Genomic DNA, 22,342 nt, shown 5'->3' with positions numbered 1-22,342 from the left:
CTCCCGGCCCGCGCCGTTTGAAGGCCCGTCCCGTGGGTTACACGCACTCCATGACCGACCAGGAGAGGCGGACCGGCCGAGACGAGACGGCGGACGAACGCGCCGACCGCATGTGGACGGATCTCATCCAGGAGGTGCGCGTCGCGCAGACCGGTGTGCAGATCCTCTTCGGCTTCCTGCTCACCGTGGTCTTCCAGCAGAAGTACGCCCAGCTGTCCCACGTGGACAAGACGATCTACGTCGTGACCGTCATCCTGGGCGCGTCCGCGACGGGTGCCCTGATCGGCCCGGTCTCCCTGCACCGGCTGGTCTCCGGCCGCCGGGTGAAGCCGGAGGCGGTACGGCTGGCGTCCCGGCTGACCTCGATCGGCCTGTTCCTGCTGCTGGCCACCATGACCGCCTCCCTGGTGCTGATCCTCCGGGTGGCCACCGAGGGGAGCCGGGTGACCTGGGTGGTGGCGGGCATCGTCGTCTGGTACCTGGCGTGCTGGTACGGCCTGCCCCTGTGGTCCCGGCACCGCCACACGGCCCGCTGAGCCCGGTCGCACGGCCACTCCCGCGCGGCGTCGCACCACGGCCGAGCCGTGTCACACGCCCCGCCGAGCCGCCTCCAGCACCCGCAGCTGCCGGTCGTGCACCCTGCTCAGCACCAGCACGGACACCGTCGCCCCGATCAGCGCGCAGAACATGTCCCACTGGGTGTCCCACACATCGCCCTGCGTGGCCAGGAAGGCATCCGCGCCGTGCCCGCCGATCTCGGCCGCCAGCCACTCCAGCAGCTCGAAGCAGGCGCTGAACGCGAGGCACGCGCACACCGTCAGCGGGGCCAGCCAGCGGCTGCCGCGCAGCGGCGAGGTACGGACGAGCAGCTCCCGGACCAGGACCGCCGGCACGAACCCCTGCATGAGGTGCCCGAAGCGGTCGTAGGGATTGCGGGACAGGTGGAAGGTGTCGCGCACCCAGTCGCCCACCGGCACCTCGGCGTAGGTGTAGTGACCGCCGACGGCGAGCACCAGGGCGTGCGCCGCGAGGAGCCCGGCCAGCAGCCCGGTCAGCGGGAAGCGGCGCCAGGTCAGCACCACCAGCGGCAGCCCGGCCAGCACCCACACCGTCTCCAGGAACCAGGTCGTACGGTCCCGCGCGCCCCACGCCGAGAGGGCCAGGCCGGCCACCACCACCCCGGCGAGCAGGGCCGGCGGAACCCGGCGGGGCACGCGGTGCGGAACGGGGCGCGGGGCGGGGTGCACTGCGGTCATCGCGGACTCCTTGTCGTGGGAGCCCCATCGTGACCGCGGCGTCCGGGCGCCTGCATGAGTACGGCTACTCAGCCGGTGGCGAGGATCTCCGCGAGTACGTCGTCCACCGGGACCTCTTCGCGGCCGGGCGGCACGGCCATGTAGGTGTCGCTCAGGAAGGAGGCCAGCGCGGGTGCCCACGCGAACACCACGGCGTGGTGGCGGCTGCCGCCGGGCAGCGGGTCGCCGAGGAAATCCATGCGCACTTCCCTCCAGCGCCCCTGCCGCACGGGACGCAGCCGGACGTCCCCCACCCCGACCGGTTCTCTCAGCCCGTCGTTGAGCATCTCCCGGTCCAGCCGCCACCGGGCGAGCACCCGGCCGTCCAGGGTGAACACCGCGGTGACGGCGAACGGGTCACCGGCGTCGTACGACAGATGGGCGAGGACGGGACAGCGGCCCGTCCCGTCCGTCCGCAGCTGTACGACCAGGGTCCTGTGCACGATGGGGTTCACGCGAGTGGCCTCCGAGAACGATCGGCTTGGTGCCCTCTAGTACCCCTCTCGCGGGAAAAACGCTCAATCCCGAGCGGAATTCTCCTGCGCGTACGGTGCGTCCTGCGCCCCCGCGGTGGGCTCGGTGCTCTTCGTGCCGCGCAGCGCGGCCAGGCAGGAACCGATGGCCTGCCGGAGGTCCTCCAGGCGCTGGACCATGTCGTCCTCGTAGAAGTCCTGGGCGTCGTCGAAGGTGAGCTCCTCGAACGCCCTGGTCGCCTTCTGCAGGCTGTTGTAGAACTTGGTGCGCTTCTCCTGGACCCGCAGTTCGGGGTCGGCCTCCACCGCCTCCACGACCAGGTTCCTCATGGTGTCGTAGGCCTCGGTCGCCCACTCGCCGGAGTCCTCGTCCTCGTCCAGTTCGTCGAGGAGCGACAGATGGCGCTCGGCCTCCTGGCGCAGCTCCGAGGGCGCGTCGACGGTCTGCCCGGCCGGGGTCCTGATCTGGCCAGACTCGGCGATCTGCCGGACGTAGCCGATGCGTTCGGCCGAGCGGCTCTCGCTGGCGACGGCCTTCTTCAGGTCCGCGGTGCGCACCACGTCCCGGGCCAGTACGGTCTGCAGCTCCGGGTCCTCCTTGATGCGGTCGAGGAGGGCAGAGCGGGCGGCGCGGGCGGTGGACGGGTCCGCGAGGATCGCGGCGCGCAGCGCGGTGGGGTTCTCGGCGACCTCGAGGGCCTTGGTGGGCCGGATGCCCTCGGCCTCGGCGGCCTCCGCGATGGCCGTGCCGCGCTCGGAACCGGCACTGCTGCGGGAGACGTAGTAGTCCAGCCAGACGTCGGAGTCCGGCAGTTCCACCTCCTGGCCCGGTGCGAGGGCCTCGAAGTGCGGGACCAGACCGTCGTCGGCGGCCTTGTCCCAGGCCTTGTAGTAGCGCATGACCCGCTCCGCGGAGCAGCCGGCCAGCTCGGCGAACTCTTTCGCCGACACCTTCGGCGTCCCGTCCGCGCCCTGACCTCCGGGCCGCACGCTGCGGGCCACCATCAGCCCGAACGTCCAGCCTCCGGTCCGCACGTAGGCGCCGAACTCGCGGGCGTCCCGCGCCACCAGGTCGGAGAGGGGAGCCGGAGACGCGCTGGACGTCTCGGACGGGTCGATCGCTAGGGTCACGGAGGACACTCCTGAAGGCTGCCGAACTGCGTACGTACCGACGGGCAGCCTATATCGACCCATTGGCCGGGGTTTGCCGGACCGGTGGAGATCAGCCGAGGGCGTCGCGCAGCGCCGGCAGCAGCGTCTTGCGCGACCAGTCCAGGTACTCCGGCTGCGACTCGCCGCCGATCTGCACCAGGGCGATCTCCCCGAACCCGGCCTCGGCGTACGGCCGTACGGCCTCGACGAAGTCGTCCGGATCGTCCCCGCAGGGGATGGACGCGGCCACGTCGTCCTGGGTGACGAACTGGGTCGCGGATTCGAAGGCGTCCGGGTGCGGCAGTTCGGAGTTGACCTTCCAGCCGTTGCCGAACCAGCGGAACTGGGCGTGCGCGCGCTTGACCGCCGTGTCCCGGTCGGGGTCCCAGCACACCGGCAACTGGCCGACCCGGGGCTTGCCCGAGCCGCCGTGCCGGTCGAAGGCGTCGAGGAGGGAGGACTTCGGCTCGGTGGCGATGACCAGGTCGGCGAGGTGCCCGGCGAGGGTACAGGACTGCTCGCCGGAGACCGCGATGCCGATCGGCGGCGGCTCGTCCGGCAGGTCCCACAGTCGGGCCGACTCCACGTCGAAGTGGGTGCCCCGGTGGTTCACATGGCCGCCGGCGAACAGCGCCCTGATGATCTCCACCGCCTCTTCCAGCATCTCGTGCCGTACGTCCACCGACGGCCAGCCGCCGCCCACCACGTGCTCGTTGAGATTCTCTCCCGCGCCGAGGCCGAGCCGGAACCTGCCCCCGGACAGCAACTGCACGGTGGCCGCCTTCTGGGCCACGACCGCCGGGTGGTACCGGAACGTCGGGCAGGTCACGTAGGTCATCAGCGGGATCCGCTCGGTGGCCTGGGCGGCGGCACCGAGCACACTCCACACGTAGGGCGAGTGACCCTGCGAACGCAGCCACGGAAAGTAGTGGTCCGAGGCCACCGAGAAGTCGAAGCCCGCCTCCTCGGCCCCCACCAGATGGTCCACGAGATCACGTGGACCGGCCTGCTCGGTCATCATCGTGTATCCGATTTGCACCATGGGAGCCGAGTCCCCCGACCGGGCGGCCGGAAAACGGATCAGCCGGCTCAGGTACGGAACGTCTCCAGGAAGGTCTTCATGGCGAGCTTGTCCGCGGCGCCGTCCCAGTCGGCGGCGGGTGCCGTGATGCGCAGTGAGAAGCTGCGGCCGCCGCCGAGCAGGAAGCCACGGCCGAAGGTGTGCACCCGGTCGGCACCCGTGCCGGACAGCCACTCCATGTCCGCGGCCTTGTGGCCCTGGTAGGTGGTCGCCTCGATCTCGCCGACCCGTTGGTAACCGTCCAGCTTCGCCAGCCCCGGTTCCACGTCGTCCCGCCAGATCGCGACCGGGTCCGGGCCCGCCTGGGTGCTGTAGGTGACCGCCAGGGTGCGCAGGTCGTCGCCGCCCGGGCCGAAGGTGACGCGGTAGGCGACGTCGTCCCGGGCGGTGTCGAGGCGCTTCCAGCCCTGCGGGAGCGCCACGGAGAACCCCTCCGGGGCGGTGTAACGGTGAAAGCCGGCCGGGAGGGCACCGGCGGTGGCCGTCGCCGTGGCAGACGCAGATGCGGATGCGGATGCGGATGCGGAGGCCGACGCGGTGGAGGAGGAGGGGGCCGTCCGGGACGGGGAGGCGCTGGGGACGTTGCCGTCCGTGCGGTTGCCCGGGGCGCCGGCCGTGGCCGAGGCGCTCGGCGCCGAGCCGGCCGTGGCGGCGCCCGGCAGGCCCTGGGTCGCGGCCAGCACCGCTACGGACACGGTCACCACGGCCAGCGCGGTCCCGCCGATCATGGTGGTTCGGCTCCACCCGGAGGCCCGGGCGGCGACGTAGGCGCCGCGCAGCCGGGAGACGGGGGCGGGCTGCTCGGTCGTCTCGGGGTCCTCGTCCAGGACACGTGTCAGTGCCTGACGCACCACTGCCCGGCTCAGCCGCTCCCGGGAGTTCTTCCGCAGCAGCCCCTGCACCACCTGGGTCAGCGGCCCGGCCCGCAGCGGGGTGCGCAACGGCAGCCGGTCCACGCCCTTGAGGGTGGCGTCGGCCTTGCCCCGGTCCCGGAACGGCGGCCGGCCCTCGACCATCGTGTAGAGGATCGCGCCGAGTGCCCACAGGTCGGCGGCCGGGCCGATGCGCTCGTCGCGGGCCTGCTCCGGCGAGGCGTACGACGGCGCGGTGACCCGGGGCGCCAGTGTCGCCCCGGCCAGACCGAACCCGGTGACGACCACCGGGCCCCGGTCCCGGACGAAGATCTGGCCGGGGCTCAGCTCGCCGTGCGTGTAGCCGTCGGCATGCGCGGCCTCCAGCACGTCGAGCACCTCCAGGGCGATGCGTGCGGCCCGTACGTAGGTGAAGGTGGCCTGCTGGGCGAGCAGTTCACTGAGCGGCGTCCCGTCGATCAGCTCCGTCACCGTCCACAGCGCGCCGGCCTCCTCGAAGGCGTCGATCACCATGGCGACCCGGCCCGGCCGCAGCGCGCTCATCACCTCGGAGGAGCGCAGAATGCGGGCGGTGGCCCGGCGCACGGTGTCCTCGGTGGGCGCCTCGGGGAACGCGATCTCGGTCACCAGACGCGGTCGCTCGGCCTGCACGTCCTCCGCGTACCAGCTGACGCGGTTCGGCTCGCGGTCGGCGACCTCGAGGAGCCGGTACCTTCCGGCGACCAACTCTTGTGCGGAGACATGCGCCTTGACCATCGTCATCCCTCGCTGAAACCCCTGCCTCGTCATTAACCAGAGGTACGCGGGACGTGCCCCGGTGTGTTCAAAGAATCTGCAACTCGGGGAGCGTTCTTGCCTTTTATTCAACCGGCCGCACCGGCCCGGCGCTTGGGGAAAACAGCGTATGGCCGGGCTTCGACCTGTGGGTAACCGACGGTAAAAGCCCGGCTGCGATCCGCTGGTCAGTCCAGTCCGAAGCGCTCGGTCCACTCCGAGATCTCCCGGTGCGTCACATTGCCCCCGCACACCACGAGGCCGATCCGCGCCCCGGCGCCGACCCGCGCGAGCACCTGGCGGGCCGCGGGCAGCAGACAGCCGGCGGCCGGCTCGGTCCACACCTTGGCGTGCTCGGCGAACTCCAGACTGCCCCGCACCGCCTCCCGGTCCGGCACCACCAGCACCTCCTCCACCAGCGCGGCCGCGTGGTCGTACGTCAGCCGGGACACGGACGGCGCGCTGAGCGTCGTCACGATCGACGACACCGCGACCGGCAGCGGAGCGCCCGCCGCGAGCGCCTCGGACATGGCCTGCGCGCCCGCCGTCTCCACACCCCACACCCGCACCTGGGGGCGGCGGGCCCGCAGGGCCGCCGCGACGCCCGCGATCAGGCCCCCGCCGCCGATGCTGACGATCACGTCGGTGACGTCGTCGTCCGCGTCCTCGGCGAGTTCCAGGCCCACCGTGCCCTGTCCGGCGATCACCACCGGGTCGTCGAAGGGGTGGACCAGGGTGAGCCCCTCGTCCCGCAGCCGCGGCACCAGCTCGAACGCCGAGTCCATGCCGTCGGTGAGCCGCACCGCCGCCCCGGCCGCCTCGACCAGCGCGATCGACCGCGCGGGCGCCGTCCGCGGCATCACCACCGTCGCCTTCACGTGGAGGGCCGCGGCCATCACCGCGAGGGCGATGCCGTGGTTGCCGCCGCTGACCGCCACCACACCCGCCGCCCGCTCGGCCTCGCTCAGGGAGAGCAGCTTCGCCGTGGCACCGCGCGCCTTGAACGAGCCGGTGCGCTGCAGGAGTTCGAGCTTGGCGGTGACCGGGACACCGAGCAGCTCCGACAGGCCGGGACCGGGCACGGTGGGAGTGCGTACGACGTGTCCTTCGATCAGCCGGGCCGCGGCTTCGATGTCCGAGATGCCGATGATGCCGTTCAAGGCGGTTCACCCTTCCGGCGCGGGGCGAGGGTCCGCGCCGCTCGCACCCTCACCCGGCCGGACCGCCCTGGTCAACCCGGCCCGGCCCTCGGCGGCCGGACCACGCGGACCAGGGCGGCGGGTGTCAGTGCTGCTGTACCTTCTGCGGGGTCGCCTCGCTCGGCCGGACCACGACGTGGCCCTCGCCCTGGAGCATCAGCTGGACCGCCTCGCCGGAGCCGCCGCGCAGCATCGAGCCGATGGACTGCGAACGGTGCAGCGAGGTCTGCAGGTGCGCGGTCCAGCCCACCACCGCGTCCGTGTCGACGTACACCGGTGCCTGTGGCGAGACCGGGATCACCAGCGGGTTGCCGTCGCAGATCAGGCCGAGTCTGCCGTATCCGGAGAACACGCTGTTGAACAGGCCGCCGCCCGCGATGCCGGACCCCTTCACGGTCCGGATCTCGTACGACAGCGTGGCGTCGAAGCACAGCACGTTGCGGCCGTTCACGGTGAACTGGTCGCCCGGCTCTATCTCCACGATGAAACAGTTCTGCGCCTCGTGCGCGAACCAGGCCTCGCCCTGGCCCTGCACGGACATCAGCGGCAGCCCCTCGCCGGTCACCGCGCGCTTGAGCATCCCGCCCACGCCCTGGCCCTTGCGCTCGAACTTCAGACCGCCGCGGTGCGCGATCATCGCGCCCTGGCGGGCGTACATCTCGCCGTTGACCGTGTACCTGAGGCACTTCGCGTTCTCGACCGTCATGCCGGGCTCGACCGCCGGCGCCACCATGTGCTGACTTGAAAAGAGATCACCCTTCATGCCGGGCATGGTGTCCCGGACGGACCCGTTCCGCCAAGATCGCGGAGGGTACCGGTTCAGGCACCGAACAGCTGGGTCCAGTAGGTGCCGGCCCGGCCGCCCCCGGCGAAGCCGGTGCCTATGTGGGTGAAATCCGGTTTGAGGATGTTGGCCCGGTGGCCCGGGCTGTTCATCCAGCCCTCCACCACCTCGGCCGCCGAACGCTGGCCGCAGGCGATGTTCTCGCCGATGGTGCGCCGCCGGGAGCCCGCGGCGGCGGCCCGGTCCCAGGGCTGGGTGCCCTCGGGGGAGGTGTGCGAGTAGAAGTCGCGGGCCGCCATGTCCGTGCTGTAGGCCTGAGCTGCCGTCGCCAGCTGCGGATCCGCCGCGAGCGGCCGCAGCCCGGCCCGGGTGCGTTCCCGGTTGGTGAGGTCGACGACCTCGGCGCGGGTGCGGGTCAGTTCGGCCGGGGTGAGGGGTCTGGCCCACAGGGCGGTCCAGTACGTGTCCCCGTCCCGCGGGCCGCGGGCGTGCGCCAGGCCGGCGTGGGTGAAGGTTGGGTCGAGCAGGGTCCGCCGGGCGTCCTCGGTGCGCAGGCAGTAGTCGACGAACTCGGCCGGGGTCCGGGGGCCGGAGACGAGGTGTTCGCCGACCGTGACATAGGCGAAGCCGGTGGCGCTGATGCGCTGGTGGACCGAGACGCCGTCGGGACCCTCGGCCGCCAGACGGCCGGCGTCGGCCACCGCGGTGGCGTGGGCGAGGGCGGCGGAGATGAGCCGGCCGTCCGGGGCCACCGGCGGGCGGCCGGCCCGGGCGCGGGCGGAGTTGACCAGGCCCAGCAGACCGTCCGGATCGGGGAGCGCGGCCGTCGACGGGCGGGCCGGCGAGGCCGCCGTGCGCTGGGCCGGGATCGTGGCGCGGAAGCCGGGGGACGGCTGCTGGTCCTCGACCACGTCGACCCCGAAGTCCCGGGCGAGCCCGGCCAGTCCGTCCGCGTACCCCTGGCCGATCGCGCGCAGCTTCCAGCCGGTGCCCCGGCGGTATATCTCGGAGAGCAGCAGCAGGGTCTCCGTCTGCGGGCGCGGCGGTGCGAAGCGGGCCACCGTACGGCCGAGGCGGTCGGTGACGTGCAGGGTGGCCGCGGGCAGCCGGCCGAGCGGGGTGCCGGGCTCGGCGGCGGTGACCGTGAGGGTGACGCGCTGGGCGCCCGCCCGCAGCAGGTGTGGCTCGACGGTCAGCGTGTCACCGCGCAGCCGGACGCCGGGTGCGTCCGGCTGGTTGTAGAAGACGAAGTCGGCGTCCCCGCCGACCTTGCCGCTCTCGCCGGTGATCAGCGCCGACACGTCGAAGGGACCGGGCACCCGCAGCGTCAGCGCGCCGCCCGGAAGGGGCAGATTGCCCCCGGGGACCAGCTCGCTCATCTCACCGCCTCTGCGAGGTCGGGGGCCGAAGGTCGCGCCCGGTGGGGGAGTCGCCGGTTGAACGTCCGGCCCGGGCGCGGGGTTCCCTCCGGGGACGGGGGCGCTACTGCTCCCGCGGCGCGGCCGGTGCCACGTCCTCGCGCTCCAGTGGCACGGCAGCGGTCCGCGCAGCCTTCTGCTTGCCGCAGAACACCGGCTCCAGCGTGGTCGCCAGCGTGTTGAGCACGTCGGAGCTGTTGGAGGCGTTGGCGAGCGCGGTGAGGCTGCGCCTGCCGTCCTTGCTGGTGAAGGAGTACGTGTAGTAGCCCTGGACGGCGCCCGTGTGGCCGTAGACGGAGATCCCGCAGGACAGGTCGCGGCGGCGCAGCCCGAGGCCGTAGGAGGTGTTGGCGTTGACGCGGGTGAAGCGCTCCATCTCCGCGAGGCGGGCGGCCGACGTCAGCTTTCCGCGCACCAGCGCCGAGTAGAAGGTGTCGAGGTCGCGTGCGCTGGAGATGATCGCGCCCGCGCTCTGCGCCCAGGAGACCGTCTGGTCCGTGGCGTCGACGGGCGCGGCGCCCGCCCGGTCCGCGGTGAGGTAGCCGTTGGCGTGCCGCCCCGGGATCTTCGTGTCGGGGTGCACGTAGGAGGTGTCGTCGAGCTTGAGCGGCTTGAAGATGCGGTTCTCGTACTCCGTGCGCACGCTGTGCCCGGTCAGCTTCTCGATCAGCATCCCGGCGACCACGAAGTTGGTGTTGGAGTACGAATAGGCGGCGCCCGGCGCGTTGGTGCGCGCCTTCCTCAGGGACATGTCCACCAGCTGGCGGTAGGTGAAGACCTTGTTGCGCACGGCCTCGAAGCCGGACACGCTGCTGGCGAACATGTCGTTGGTGTAGTCGTAGAGACCGCTGCGGTGGCTCAGCACGTGCCGCACGGTGATGCGGTCGTCCGGCAGCAGCCCCGGCAGGTAGCGGTTGACGGGCGCGTCCAGGGCCAGCTTGTGCTCGTCCACCAGTTGCAGCAGGACCACCGCCGAGAACGTCTTGGTGATGCTGCCCACCCGGAAGCGGTCGGTGGTGGTGAGGGCCCGCCGGGTGGCCCGGTCGGCGATGCCCTGTGCGGACCGGTATACCTGCGTGCCGTCGTCGATGCGGGCCATCGCGCCGGGCGCGCCCTTCGCCACGACCGAGCGCAGCACCGCGGCCAGCCCCGTGGTGTCGGGCGCCGGGAGGGTGGTGGCCGCCCGCGGCCCCGCCGCCGTCTTCAGGGGTGCCGCCTGGGCCGGGACCGCGAACAGTGACAGCGTCACCGCCCCGAGCACCGCGCTTCTGCACATCGTTGCCGAGACCATTCGGACCTGTTCCTCTCTGGGCTGTCTTCGATGCGAGATGAGTCACATACGGCTCGGGGAACCCTCTCGCATCCCGTCACATCTCCACAGCCGACGCACAGTTGGTCATTCCCTGATCACTGTGCGGTGTGGATTCGTCAAGTATTGCCACGAAAAGCAAGAAACGTAACGAATCCTGCTTTACATGGACATGATTCGTCCGGAAGGGTTGCGGCTCAGGGCCCGACCAGCCCTCTTGGCGCCCAACGGCGTCCTGCCGAAAGGCGGTTGGTGATCCCGCCGCCTTCGAACGAAGGAACCCTGATCAGTGCGTAGCGCGCACATACGCAGCGTGGCGGTCGCCGTCGCGGTGACGACGGCCGCCACGGGCCTGGCCGGTACGGCCTTCGCCGGTCCCGCGACGGGGGAACGACGGCCGGCCGCGACGGCCTCCGCCACGACGGCCGCGCAGGTGGTGGCGGCGGCCCGGACCGCGGCCTTCGCCCATGCCGCGGCGACCGGAGTCGGCGCGGGCGACGAGCTCCAGCCACAGGACGTGATGATCGACCCCGAAGGGGCGCGCCATGTCCGCTTCGTCCGCACCCACCGGGGGCTGCCGGTGCTCGGCGGCGACCTCGTCGTCCACCTTTCCCGTCGGTTGGCCTACACCGGCGTCACCCGGGCGGCCGACCACACCGTCAGGCCCGCCGCCACCGAGGCGAAGCTGACCGCCCGGCAGGCCGAGGAGAAGGCCGCCGCGGCCGCCGACGGCGACGCCGGCACCGCCCGGCTCGTGGTGGACGCACGCGACGGCGCCGCCGCCCTCGCCTACCAGGTGGCGGTCGACGGTTCGAACGGCTCCAGCACGGTCGTCGTCGACGCCCTCACCGGCAAGGTGCGCAGCAACACGCCGGACAGCGACGAGTTCCTCTCGCCCCGGCTGCTGGACACCCTCCGCCGCCACGGCGAGACCCTCGACCCGGCCACCGGCATCGGCGCCCAGGCCCAGGCCCTCGCCGGCGCGTCCGTCTCCGCCGCCGTCCACTACCCGGTGACCGCCCACGGCTCCGGCCGGTCCCTGTTCGTCGGCAAGGTCCCGCTCACCACCACGCAGACCGCCCGCAGGAGCTTCCTGCTCAAGGACCCCACCCGCTACGGCACCGAGACCCGGGACGCCAAGGGCAGGGAGACCGAGAGCTTCGGCCAGGGCACCAAGTTCACCAGCACCACCGACAGCTGGGGCAACGGCACCACCACCAGCCGGGGCAGCGCCGCCGCCGACGCCCAGTACGGCATCACCGAGACCCTGGACTTCTACAAGAAGGCCTTCGGCCGCAAGGGCATAGCGAACAACTCCAAGCCCGCCCGCGCCATGGTCCACTGGGGCAGCAAGGTCGGCAACGCCTTCTGGGACTCCGCCTGCGGCTGCATGCTGTACGGCGACGGGGACGGCGACGAGATCAAGAAGCCGCTGGTCGTCCTCGACGTCACCGGCCACGAGCTGACCCACGGCGTGGTGGACGCCACCGCCAAGCTCGAACCGACACGCGTCGACAACGACGGCAACCAGTTCGGCGAACCGGGCGCGCTGAACGAGTCGCTGGCCGACATCTTCGGCTCCGGCGTGGAGTTCTTCGCCGACAACCCGAAGAACCCGCCGAACTACCTGCTGGGCGAGAAGCTGGGCCTGCGCCAGAAGTTCCTGCGCCGCCTCGACCACCCCTCGCTCGACCGCCTCGAAGGCACGGTCGACTACTGGTCGCCCGAGGTGACGGACGCCGAGGTGCACGCCGGCTCCGGCGTCTCCTCGCACGCCTTCTACCTGCTCGCCGAGGGCAGTGGCCGCAAGACGATCGGCGCCACCACCTATGACTCGCCGACCTACGACGGGTCCACGGTCACCGGCATCGGCCGTGCCAGGGCCACGGCGATCTTCTACCGTGCCCTGACCCGGTACATGGTCTCCTCGACCGACTTCCACGACGCGCGGATCGCGACGCTGAAGGCGGCCAAGGACCTCTACGGCGCGAGCGGCGTCGAGTACCGCACGGTCGACCAGGCGTGGGCCGCGGTCAACGTCACCGAGGCCGACACACCGGTCGCCCGCCACTGACGGGCGCGCCCCGCAGCCGATCCGGGTGCCCCGTCGGGGGGCTGGGCACCCGGATCGGTCGCGCTTGCGGAACACGAGCCAACGCGCCCGTGCCACCCGTCATTTGAAGGCCACGGGAGCCTCACAGTCAACCATCAGGTGATTCCTGTTTCTTTTATTGACAGCGGAAAATAAGCCACCTAAGTTCCCGGCCATGCGCTCCACCTCCCGTGCCGAGACGTTCCCGGCCCACACGCCGGCCGTCTCGCAGATCTTCACCACGGTCCTGTCCCACGGCCCCGTGACCCGGCTGGAGGCGGCCCGCCTGGCCGGCCTGTCGCCGGCGGCCGTGACCAAGGCCGTCCGGCCGCTCCTCGCGGCCGGGTACCTGGCGGAGGACGCCGACGGCGAGGCCCGGCCCGCCCTCGGACGCCCGGCCAACCTGGTACGGGTGGACGGCGGACGCGCGCTGTTCATCGGGGTCAAGGTGACCGGCGACGAGGTCATCGCGGTCCTCACCGACCTGTGCTGCCGGATCCTGCTGGCCCGCCGGCTGCCGGTCACGGACCGCGCGGCCAGGGCCGTCCTGACCTCCGTCGCCGAACTCACCCACGAACTGCGCACCGAGGCCGAGGACTTCGGCGCCCCCGTGCTCGGCCTCGGCATCGCCGTCTCCGGCGACGTGGACCGGGCGGAAGGGGTCGTGCGCTACTCGCCCTTCCTCGACTGGCGGGACGTGCCCCTCGCCGAACTCGCCGTGATGACCACCGGACTGCCGGTCGTCGTCGACCACGACGTCCGCGCCCTGACCGTCGCCGAGCAGTGGTTCGGCGCCGGGGTCGGGCTCTCCGACTTCGCCGTCGTCACCGTCGGCGCCGGCATCGGCTGCGGACTGGTGATCCACGGCCAGGTGGTGTCGGGCGCGCACGGCGTGGCCGGGGAGATCGGGCACGTGGCCATCGACCCGGCCGGGCCCCTCTGCCACTGCGGCAACCGCGGCTGCGTGGAGGCGATCGCCGGGGACGCCGCGCTCGTCACCCGCATGCGGGAGGTGACCGGCCGTCAGGTCGCCGACTCCGCGGCGGCGGTGGCCCTCGCCCACGAGGGCGTGCCCGGCGCGCGCGAGGTGTACGCCCGCGCCGGTGAGGCCATCGGCCGGGGCATCGCGACCGTGGCCAACCTCTTCGGCCCCGAACGCGTGATCATCTCCGGCGAGGGGCTCGCCGCCTACGACCTCTTCGCCGAGCAGATCCTCGACTCGTTCACCGCGGCCGCCTTCGGCTCCGCCGCGCGGTGCGACGTACAGACCCGCCCGCTCCCCTTCGAGGAGTGGGCGCGCGGGGCCGCGGCCGCCGCGATCCAGTCCTTCATCACCTCTTCTCCCACACCGACGGGCAAGGGCTGAGCCGCCCGAGACCCCGAACCCTGGAGGGCCCATGCGGTCACCTTCGACATCCGCCCTGCCCGTACGCGGGCTGAGAACCGTCCTCGTGCTGGCACTGACGGCCGCCTTCGCGGCCGCCGTGCCCGCCGCGCAGGCCGAGACACCCGCCCCGATCGCCGCCAAGCCGTACATGGGCTGGTCGAGCTGGAGCATGCAGTCGTCCAAGTACCCGGGCCTGAACGACAAGGGCGACTACAGCTACCTCACCGAGGCGAACGTCCTCAAGCAGACCGACGCCCTGGCGAGCAAGCTGAAGAAGTACGGCTACGACTACGTCAACATCGACGCCGGCTGGTGGATGGACTGGAACTGGAAGCAGGGGTACGACCAGTACGGCCGCCAGAAGGCCGACCCCGCCCGCTTCCCCAGCGGCATGAAGGCCGTCGCCGACCACATCCACGCCAAGGGGCTCAAGGCGGGCATCTACCTGCCGGTCGGCCTGGAGAAGGGCGCGTACGGCGACGGCAGTACGCCGATCTGGAACGCCGACGGCTGCACCACCGCCGACATCGTCTATCCCGACCTGCGCACCACCAATGGCTGGGACAGCTCGTACAAGATCGATTTCGACAGGCCGTGCGCGCAGAAGTACATAGACTCCCAGGCTCAGTTGCTCGCCGGCTGGGGCTACGACTTCCTCAAGCTCGACGGCGTCGGCCCAGGCTCCGGCAAGAGCGGTGACCAGTACGACAACGTCGCCGACGTCGCCGCCTGGCACAAGGCGATCGCCGCCACCGGCCGCCCGATCCACCTGGAAGCCTCCTGGTCGCTGGACTTCGGCCATGCCGCCGACTGGCAGAAGTACACCAACGGCTGGCGCATCGACACCGACGTCGAGTGCTACTGCAACACCCTCGTCAGCTGGGAGAACTCCGTCGACGACCGCTGGGACGACACCCCGGCCTGGACCGGCGAGGCAGGCCCCGGCGGCTGGAACGACCTCGACTCCCTCGACGTCGGCAACGGCGCGATGGACGGCCTCACCAAGGCCGAACGGCAGAGCTACGCCACCCTCTGGGCCATCGCCAAGTCGCCCCTGTTCACCGGCGACGACCTCACCAAGCTGGACGACTACGGCGTCTCCCTGCTGACCAACCGCGACGTCATCGCGATCGACCAGAGCGGCAACCCGCCGGCCCGCCCGATCACCCCGTCCGACCCGCAGCAGGTCTGGGCCGCGAAGAACGCCGACGGCACGTACACCGTCGCCCTGTTCAACCTCGCGGACTCGCCCTCGGCGGTCACGGCCGACTGGACGGCGCTGGGATTCACCGGCAAGGCGTCGGTGCGGGACCTGTGGAACCACGAGAACCTGGGCAGCTTCCAGAACAAGATCACGGAGGCGCTGCCGGCCCACGGCTCGCGTCTGTTCACCGTGACGCCGAAGGGCAGCGCGCTGGCCGCCACCGGCTACGAGGCCGAGGCGAGCGGCAACACGCTCAGCGGCAACGCGTCCGTCGCCGGGTGCGACGCGTGCTCCGGGCAGAAGAAGGTCGGGAACCTGTACCAGGGCGGCAAGCTGACCTTCAACGACGTCGTCGTCGACAGGGCGGGGACGTACCTGGTGAAGGTGGCCTACATCAGCGGTGACTCCCGGCCGGCGGTTGTCTCGGCCAACTCCGGGTCCGGGACCAGCCACAAGTTCCCGTCCACCGGGGACTGGGGGACCGTCGCGACGGTGAGCGTGCCGGTGGTGCTGAAGGCCGGTGCGAACACGATCAGCTTCGACAGCGGGTCGGGGTACGCGCCGGACGTCGACCGGATCGACGTTCCCAAGTCGCCGAGGTAGTTGCCTCGGTAAGTGCGTCGTCGGGAACTGCGGACCGGTGGGGGGCTGGTCGCGCAGTTCCCCGCGCCCCTGAGGGGCGCGTTGTTCCTCCGCCCGACTGCAAAGGAACCGGTCATGCAGAACAGCCAGCCCAGCAGACGCAGTTTTCTCGCCCTCGCCGCAGCCACCGGAGCCCTCGCCGGGCTGCCCTCCTTCACCGCAACCGCCGCGCCGGTGCGGTCGTCCGCACCCCTCGCCACCCCTCGCCACCAACTCTGGTGGCAGGCGCCCGCCGACGACGGGTCGATGATCACGCAGGGGCTGCCCGTCGGCAACGGCCGGCTCGGCGCCCTCGCGAGCAACGACCCCGGGCGTGAGCTCCTCCTGGTCACCGATGCCACCCTCTGGACCGGCGGCCTCAACGACACCCTCGACTCCGACGGCCAGTTCCCCTACGGCCGGGCGGACTTCGGTTCGCTCACCCTCCTCGCCCGGCTCACCGTCGAGATACCCGACCACGACCTGGGCGCCGTCTCCGACTACCGCCGCACCCTCGACCTCGACAACGGTGTCGTGACGGCGTCCTACGTCCGCTCCGGAGTGACGTACCGGCGGCAGGTGTTCGCCAGCCGTCCCGACGACGTGATCGTGCTGCACTTCGGCCAGGACGGCGGCGGGCGCTACACCGGCACCATCACCCTGGAGGGCACCCACGGTGAGACCGGCGGCACGGCCGAGGCGTTCGCCGGGTCCTTCGCCAACGGGCTCAAGTACGGTGCGGTCGTGAAGGCGTACGGCAACGGCGGCAGCGTGCGGGTGAGCGGGTCGCACATCGGCTTCACCGACTGCCGCGAGCTGACCGTCGTACTCAGCGGCGGTACCGACTACGCGCCGGACGCCGCCGCCGGCTACCGGGACCCCTCCGTCGACCCGGTGGCGCTGGCCCGCACCAAGGTCAGGGCGGCCGCCCTGCACTCCGCGGACTCGCTGCTGCGCACGCACGCGGCCGATCACCGGGCGCTGTTCGGCCGGTTCGACCTGTCGCTCGGCACCTCGACGGACGACCAGCGTGGACTGGACACCTGGGCGCGCATCCAGGCCCGCGCCGACACCGGCGACCCGGATCCGGAACTGGAGGCCGCCTACGCCCAGTTCGGGCGCTACCTGATGATCGCCGGATCGCGCGACAGCCTGCCGATGGGCCTCCAGGGCCTCTGGCTGGACGGCAACGACCCGGACTGGATGGGCGACTACCACACCGACATCAACATCCAGATGAACTACTGGATGTCCGACCGGCTGGGCCTGTCCCAGTGCTTCGACGCCTTCACCGACTACTGCGTCGCCCAGCTCCCGGCCTGGACCGATCTCACGCAGCGCCTCTTCCAGGACTCCCGCAACCGCTACCGCAACTCCCGTGGGAAGGTGGCCGGCTGGACCGTCGCCATCTCCACCAACCCCTTCGGCGGAGGCGGCTGGTGGTGGCACCCGGCGGGCAACGCCTGGCTGTGCCAGAGCCTCTGGGAGCACTACGAGTTCACCCGGTCCCGCGCCCACCTGGAGAAGATCTACCCTCTCCTCAAGGGTGCCTGCGAGTTCTGGGAGGCGCGGTTGCTCACCACCACCCTCGACGACGGCAGGGAGGTGCTGATCGCGGACAGCGACTGGTCGCCGGAGCAGGGACCGCTGGACGCCAAGGGCATCACCTACGCCCAGGAACAGGTGTGGACGCTGTTCGGGAACTTCCGTACTGCGTCCGCCGAGCTGAAGAGGGATGCTGGATACGCGGGCACCGTCGGCAAGCTCCGGGACCGCCTCTACCTGCCGGTGGTGAGCCCCAAGACCGGCTGGCTGGAGGAGTGGATGTCCCCGGACAACCTCGGCGAGACCACCCACCGCCACCTCTCGCCCCTGATCAACCTCTTCCCCGGCGACCGGATCCGCCCCGACGGCTCGACCCCCGCCGACATCGTCAAGGGCGCCACCGCCCTGCTCACCGCCCGCGGCATGGACAGCTTCGGCTGGGCCAACGCCTGGCGCTCGCTGTGCTGGGCCCGGCTGAAGGACGCCGACAAGGCCTACGAGCTCGTCGTCCGCAACCTCCGCCCCTCCGGCAACGGCAGCAACGGCACCTCGCCCAACCTCTTCGACATCTACGAGGTCCAGCAGGGCCGGGGCATCTTCCAGATCGACGCCAACTTCGGCACCCCGGCCGCGATCCTGGAGATGCTGCTCTACTCCCGCCCGGGTCATCTGGAGCTCCTGCCGGCCCTCCCCGACGCCTGGGCCGCCGCCGGCAAGGTCACCGGGGCGGGCGCCCGCGGCGGCTTCGTCGTGGACCTGAGCTGGCGGGACGGCAAGCCGACGGAGGCCCGGATCCGCAGCGTCGGCGGCCGTACCACCACGGTCGCCTACGGCGGAAAGACCCGGACGATCACGCTGAAGCCCGGCGCGTCCGTCACGCTGAAGGACCTGGCGCGGTGACCGGCCGGTTCGCGCGGCTGCTCGGCCCCGCCGCCGTCCTCCTGGCCACGGTCGCCTGCCAGACCGGGCCCGCCGGCGCGACACCCGCGCGGGAGTCCTCCGCCCAGCCGTCCTCGCAGTCCTCGCAGGCCTCCCGATCCGCTCAGTCCGCCCGGTCCGCTCCGTCCCCCTCCCGGTCCGCGGCCTCCGCCCGGCACGACGTCGTCACCTGGGGGGCCAGCGCCGACCGGCTGGGACAGGGCACCGCCGACCGCGGCTACCGGCTGGTCGTGCACACCAGTACGGCCGGCAGCGACCTGCGGATACGGCTGTCCAACGCCTTCGGCGACCGGCCGCTGAACCTGGACAGCGTCTACGCCGGTCTGCAGAGCCAGGGCGCCGCCCTCAAGCCGGGCAGCAACAGGCGGCTGACCTTCGACGGCGCCCGCACGGTCGCCGTGCCGGCCGGCGCCACCGTCTGGAGCGACCCGCTGCCCCGCGCCCTGCCTGCCGGCAGCAACCTGGTCGTCAGCCTGCACAGCCCGGACGCGGCCGGCCCCGCCACCGGTCACGGCATGGCCATGCAGACCTCCTACCTCACCCAGGGCGACCACACCGCTGAGGAGAGTGCCGCCAACTGGACCGGCACCACGGGATCCTGGTGGTACCTGGACTCGGTCTCCGTACGGCCGAAGAACCCGGACACCGGGGCGGTGGTGGCGCTCGGCGACTCCATCACCGACGGCTGGGCGTCCACCAGCGACCAGAACCGGCGCTGGCCCGACTACCTCGCCCGCCGGCTCCAGAAGGCCGGCACCGAAATCAAGGGCGTGGCCGACGAAGGGATCTCCGGCAACCAGGTCCTCACCGACGGCGCCGGCCAGGCGGCCGTCAACCGGCTGGACCGCGACGTCCTCAGCCAGCCCGGCGTCCGTACCGTCTTCCTCTTCGAGGGGATCAACGACATCAAGGCCCACACCGGGGTCACCGCGGCCGACCTGATCGCCGGGTACCAGGAGGTCGTCCGGCGGGCGCACGCGGCCGGGAAGTGCGTGGTCGCCTCGACCGTCGGGCCGTTCGAGGGCTGGCCGGAGTGGGACCAGGCGGGCGAGACCGTCCGCCAGGAGGTGAACCGGTACATCCGCACCAGCGGGGCGTTCGACGGGATCGCCGACTTCGACCGGATCCTGCGCAGCCCTTACGACCAGGCGCGGATGCTGCCGTTCCTGGACGGCGGCGACCACATCCACCCCGACGACAAGGGCATGCAGGCCATGGCCGACTCCGTCGACCTGGCGGGCCTCGACTGCGACCGCTGAAGCACCGGCACCACCCCGCGTCCGGCACCACCCCGCGTCCGATCAGCCCCGGGCCGACGGCCCAGGGCTGATCAGACGTTCCCGGTAGGCGATCGCCACCGCCTCCGTACGGCTCGCCGCGCCCAGCTTGGCGAGGATGTTGGAGACGTGCACGCTCGCCGTCTTGCCCGTGATGAACAGCTCCTCGCCGATCTGCCGGTTGCTGCGGCCCAGCGCCAGCAGCCGCAGCACGTCCTGCTCCCGTGCGGTCAGCGGCGAGACCTGGTCCTTCACCGGCGCCGCCCGGCGCAGCACCGCGTCCGACCGCGCCAGCAGGGGCGCGGCCCCCAGCGCCACCGCCGTCTCCCGGGCCGCCCGTGCCTGCTCCGCGGCCTCCGTAGGCCGCCCGTCGGCCGCCAGGGCCTCGGCGTACCGCAGCCGCACCCGGGCCGCCTCGTACACATCGCCGTACGCGAAGGCGGCCACCGCCTTCTCCCAGGCCGCCACCTCCGGCCCGGACACGGCCCGGGCCCACTCCGCCTCGGCACGCGCCAGCCAGGCCTGCCCCTCCGGACCCTGCCGCGCGGCCGTGGCCCGGGCCAGCCCCACCAGTTCACCGGCGACGCCGCTCCAGCCGTCCGCGCTCCCGTCACCGCGGGACGAGACCGACCGGTCCGCGACCGCGGCCAGCGCGAGCGCGGCGAGCCGGACCGTCACGTCCGGCGCCCGCCCCGACTCGTCGGTGAGCGCCGCGACCGCCTCCCGCGCCCGTCTCACGGCCTCCTCCGGTTCACCCCGCACCGCGGCCGCGTCGGTCAGCACGATCCCCCCGACGAGCCGGCCCATCCAGTCGAACGGCTCCCCGAGCAGCGCCCCGGCCCGTGCCACGACATCCGGCTCGCCCCGGGCCAGGGCGACGTACAGGACGGGTCCCGTGGTGAACGCGGGCGCCGGTCCCTCCGCGCCGGCCACCCGCACGCATTCGTCCCACTGCCCCAGCGTGTGGAGCACCAGCAGCCGCAGGTACCGCATCTCCAGGGCGTACGGCGAGGACAGCAGCCCCGACCGCCGGGCCCGGTCGAGCCCCTCGGTGAGCCACGGCAGGCACTCCCGCAGCTCGCCCGACTCGTAGCAGCCGATGGCCAGGCTGAACAGCGCCCGCATCTCCACCGGCGTGTCCCCGGCCTCCCGGGCCAGCTCCCGCGCCTGCCGGAGCCGTTCCCGGCCCTCCTGGGTGCGTCGCCCGCCACCCTCCAGGCGGGCCAGGGAGATCAGCAGGTCGGCCCGGGCGGCGGTGGCACCGATCCGCTCGGCGGCTTCCAGGGCCTGCCGCGCGACCCGCAGCGCGGTCGCGTCGTCCCCGACCTGACGGGCCGCCATGACATGCGTGGCCGCGGCCCACACCCAGGTCCGGGACGGCGGCTCGGCGGGGATCATCGCCAGCGCCTCGCTGCTGTAGGCGAACGCGGCGGCGAGGTTGTCGACGGTCATGAGGTTCCCCGCGAGAGTGTAGCGCACCCGGGCGGCGAGTTCGGGATCCGCGTCCTGGCCGGCGCCGGCCAGCGCGGCCCGGGTCAGCGACACGGCCCGGTGCGCGTCCCCGGAGTGGGCGGCCGCCGCCGACGCCCGCAGGGTCAGGCTCACCGGGTCCAGCCCCTCGCCGGAGGGCCGCGCCTCGCACGGCACGGCCGGCCACAGGTCCAGGGCCGCCTCCAGGTGCCGCAGCTCCTCCGCCGGGGCACCCATCCGCCGGGCGTGACCGGCGGCCTCCACGGAGGCGGCCAGCGCCTCGGGCAGATCGTGGCTCTCCCGGTAGTGGTGCGCCCGCTCGGCAGCGGTCGCCGCCCCGCCGCCGCGGGCGGCGAGCAGCCCCGCGTAGGTGCCATGCAGCCGCGCCCGCTGCCCGGGCAGCAGATCGCCGTACACGGCCTCGCGTGCGAGGGCGTGCCGGAAGGCGTAGGTGTCCCCGTCCCCGGCGACGAGCAACTGCCGTCCCACCGCCTCCCGCAGGGCGGCCTCCAGCTCCTCCTCCGGAAGTCCGACGGCCTCCCGCAGCAGGTCGTGCCCGACCCGGCGCCCGGCCACCGCGGCCGTCCGCAGCACCTGCTGGGCCGTCTCCGACAGCTGCTCGACCCGGATCAGCAGCAGATCGGCGAGCCCGGTGGGCATCCCGTCCGTGCCGGCGGCGGCCACCAGCTCCTCGGTGTAGAAGGCGTTGCCCTCGGCCCGCTCGACGATGTCCCGTACGGTCGCCTCGGCCAGCGGCCGCTGCTCCAGCGCCCGCACCAGCCGCGCCACCTCGCCGTCGGCCAGCGGCCGCACCTCCAGCCGGTCCACGCCGGGCAGCCGCACCAGCTCGGCGAGGAGCGGCCGCAGCGGATGCCGCCGGTGCAGGTCGTCGGCGCGGTAGGAGGCCAGCACGGCGAGGCGCGGGGGCAGCACCCCACGGCTCAGCAGGAACCGCAGCAGATCACGGGACGACTGGTCGGCCCAGTGCAGGTCCTCCAGGATCAGCAGCAGCGGCGCGGCGGCCGCCAACTCGGCGAACAGCCCGGCGACGCCCTCGAAGAGCCGCAGCCGCGCACCCGCGTCGCCGGAAGAGTCCGGGGCGGCCCCGAGCAGCCGCTCCACGACGGGATGCGCGGCCAGCACCCCACTGAACCGCTCATCACCGGCCAGCACCCCGAGAACCTCGGTGAACGGCAGATACGGCAGCCCCACATCCCCGAGATCCACACAGTGCCCGACGACGACGGTGACTCCGTCCGCGGCCGCCGTGGCCGCCACCTCGTCCAGCAGCCGGGTCTTGCCGACCCCCGCGTCCCCGGCGACCAGCAGGGCCTGCCCACTGCCGTTCCGGGCTCGCTGAAGGATCTCCGCGAGGCGGGCCGACTCGCGATCCCGGCCGATCAGGGGAGTGCTGAACGATCTCTGCGACACCCTCACATCCTGACAAAGG

The 22,342-nt window shown here is 72.4% G+C and carries 16 protein-coding genes; 6 read left to right on the top strand and 10 right to left on the bottom strand.

Annotated elements, in window-relative coordinates:
* Positions 1–50: 50 nt before the first annotated feature.
* Positions 51–536, top strand: coding sequence for a DUF6328 family protein (locus tag JF597_RS30120; RefSeq protein ID WP_294002529.1), 486 nt, complete (start codon positions 51–53; stop codon positions 534–536).
* A gap of 51 nt (positions 537–587) precedes the next feature.
* Here the strand turns inward: JF597_RS30120 and JF597_RS30115 are convergent, their stop codons facing one another.
* From JF597_RS30115 to JF597_RS30075, 9 genes are all read right to left on the bottom strand, one after another.
* Complete coding sequence (locus JF597_RS30115) at positions 588–1,256, bottom strand: DUF2238 domain-containing protein (protein ID WP_294002526.1); 669 nt, start codon at positions 1,254–1,256, stop codon at positions 588–590.
* A 68-nt stretch (positions 1,257–1,324) separates the two neighbouring features.
* On the bottom strand, positions 1,325–1,750 hold the full coding sequence (locus JF597_RS30110) for an SsgA family sporulation/cell division regulator (RefSeq protein WP_294002523.1): 426 nt from the start codon (positions 1,748–1,750) through the stop codon (positions 1,325–1,327).
* 63 nt (positions 1,751–1,813) lie between these two features.
* The gene (locus JF597_RS30105) at positions 1,814–2,899 is read right to left on the bottom strand and encodes a hypothetical protein (RefSeq protein ID WP_294002520.1); all 1,086 of its coding nucleotides are present in this window, start codon (positions 2,897–2,899) and stop codon (positions 1,814–1,816) included.
* A 91-nt stretch (positions 2,900–2,990) separates the two neighbouring features.
* A complete protein-coding gene (locus JF597_RS30100) occupies positions 2,991–3,962 on the bottom strand; it encodes an LLM class F420-dependent oxidoreductase (RefSeq protein ID WP_294002517.1) in 972 nt (323 codons plus the stop codon).
* A gap of 47 nt (positions 3,963–4,009) precedes the next feature.
* Positions 4,010–5,635, bottom strand: coding sequence for a serine/threonine-protein kinase (locus JF597_RS30095; protein ID WP_294002514.1), 1,626 nt, complete (start codon positions 5,633–5,635; stop codon positions 4,010–4,012).
* Positions 5,636–5,835: 200 nt separating this feature from the next.
* Positions 5,836–6,798, bottom strand: coding sequence for a threonine/serine dehydratase (locus tag JF597_RS30090; RefSeq protein ID WP_294002684.1), 963 nt, complete (start codon positions 6,796–6,798; stop codon positions 5,836–5,838).
* Positions 6,799–6,931: 133 nt separating this feature from the next.
* Positions 6,932–7,609: an AIM24 family protein gene (locus JF597_RS30085; RefSeq protein WP_294002512.1), complete on the bottom strand. Its 678-nt coding sequence runs from the start codon at positions 7,607–7,609 to the stop codon at positions 6,932–6,934.
* 56 nt (positions 7,610–7,665) lie between these two features.
* A complete protein-coding gene (locus tag JF597_RS30080) occupies positions 7,666–9,009 on the bottom strand; it encodes a CAP domain-containing protein (RefSeq protein WP_294002510.1) in 1,344 nt (447 codons plus the stop codon).
* Between the two features lie 103 nt (positions 9,010–9,112).
* Positions 9,113–10,339, bottom strand: coding sequence for a serine hydrolase domain-containing protein (locus JF597_RS30075; RefSeq protein WP_294002507.1), 1,227 nt, complete (start codon positions 10,337–10,339; stop codon positions 9,113–9,115).
* 307 nt (positions 10,340–10,646) lie between these two features.
* Here JF597_RS30075 and JF597_RS30070 point away from each other — a divergent pair, with 307 nt between their 5' ends.
* The 5 genes from JF597_RS30070 to JF597_RS30050 all read left to right on the top strand — a co-directional run bounded on the left by JF597_RS30070 (position 10,647) and on the right by JF597_RS30050 (position 19,404).
* A complete protein-coding gene (locus tag JF597_RS30070) occupies positions 10,647–12,431 on the top strand; it encodes a M4 family metallopeptidase (RefSeq protein WP_294002505.1) in 1,785 nt (594 codons plus the stop codon).
* Positions 12,432–12,624: 193 nt separating this feature from the next.
* The gene (locus tag JF597_RS30065) at positions 12,625–13,815 is read left to right on the top strand and encodes an ROK family protein (RefSeq protein WP_294002502.1); all 1,191 of its coding nucleotides are present in this window, start codon (positions 12,625–12,627) and stop codon (positions 13,813–13,815) included.
* Between the two features lie 31 nt (positions 13,816–13,846).
* On the top strand, positions 13,847–15,643 hold the full coding sequence (locus JF597_RS30060; RefSeq protein WP_294002499.1) for a CBM35 domain-containing protein: 1,797 nt from the start codon (positions 13,847–13,849) through the stop codon (positions 15,641–15,643).
* Between the two features lie 114 nt (positions 15,644–15,757).
* Positions 15,758–18,106, top strand: a complete 2,349-nt coding sequence (locus JF597_RS30055; RefSeq protein ID WP_294002496.1) for a glycoside hydrolase N-terminal domain-containing protein — start codon at positions 15,758–15,760, stop codon at positions 18,104–18,106.
* Positions 18,103–19,404 carry an SGNH/GDSL hydrolase family protein gene (locus JF597_RS30050; RefSeq protein ID WP_294002493.1) on the top strand — a complete coding sequence of 434 codons (1,302 nt, stop codon included), beginning with the start codon at positions 18,103–18,105 and terminating at the stop codon, positions 19,402–19,404. Before JF597_RS30055 ends, JF597_RS30050 begins: the two co-directional genes overlap by 4 nt.
* A 42-nt stretch (positions 19,405–19,446) precedes the next feature.
* Here JF597_RS30050 and JF597_RS30045 read toward each other — a convergent pair whose 3' ends face one another.
* Complete coding sequence (locus JF597_RS30045; RefSeq protein WP_294002489.1) at positions 19,447–22,323, bottom strand: helix-turn-helix transcriptional regulator; 2,877 nt, start codon at positions 22,321–22,323, stop codon at positions 19,447–19,449.
* Positions 22,324–22,342 lie beyond the last annotated feature (19 nt).

The sequence above is a fragment of the Streptomyces sp. genome (assembly GCF_019510245.1).
GTDB lineage: Bacteria > Actinomycetota > Actinomycetes > Streptomycetales > Streptomycetaceae > Streptomyces.
The sequence above is the reverse complement of the archived record's forward strand: the minus strand, read 5'-3'. Positions and strand labels throughout refer to the sequence as shown.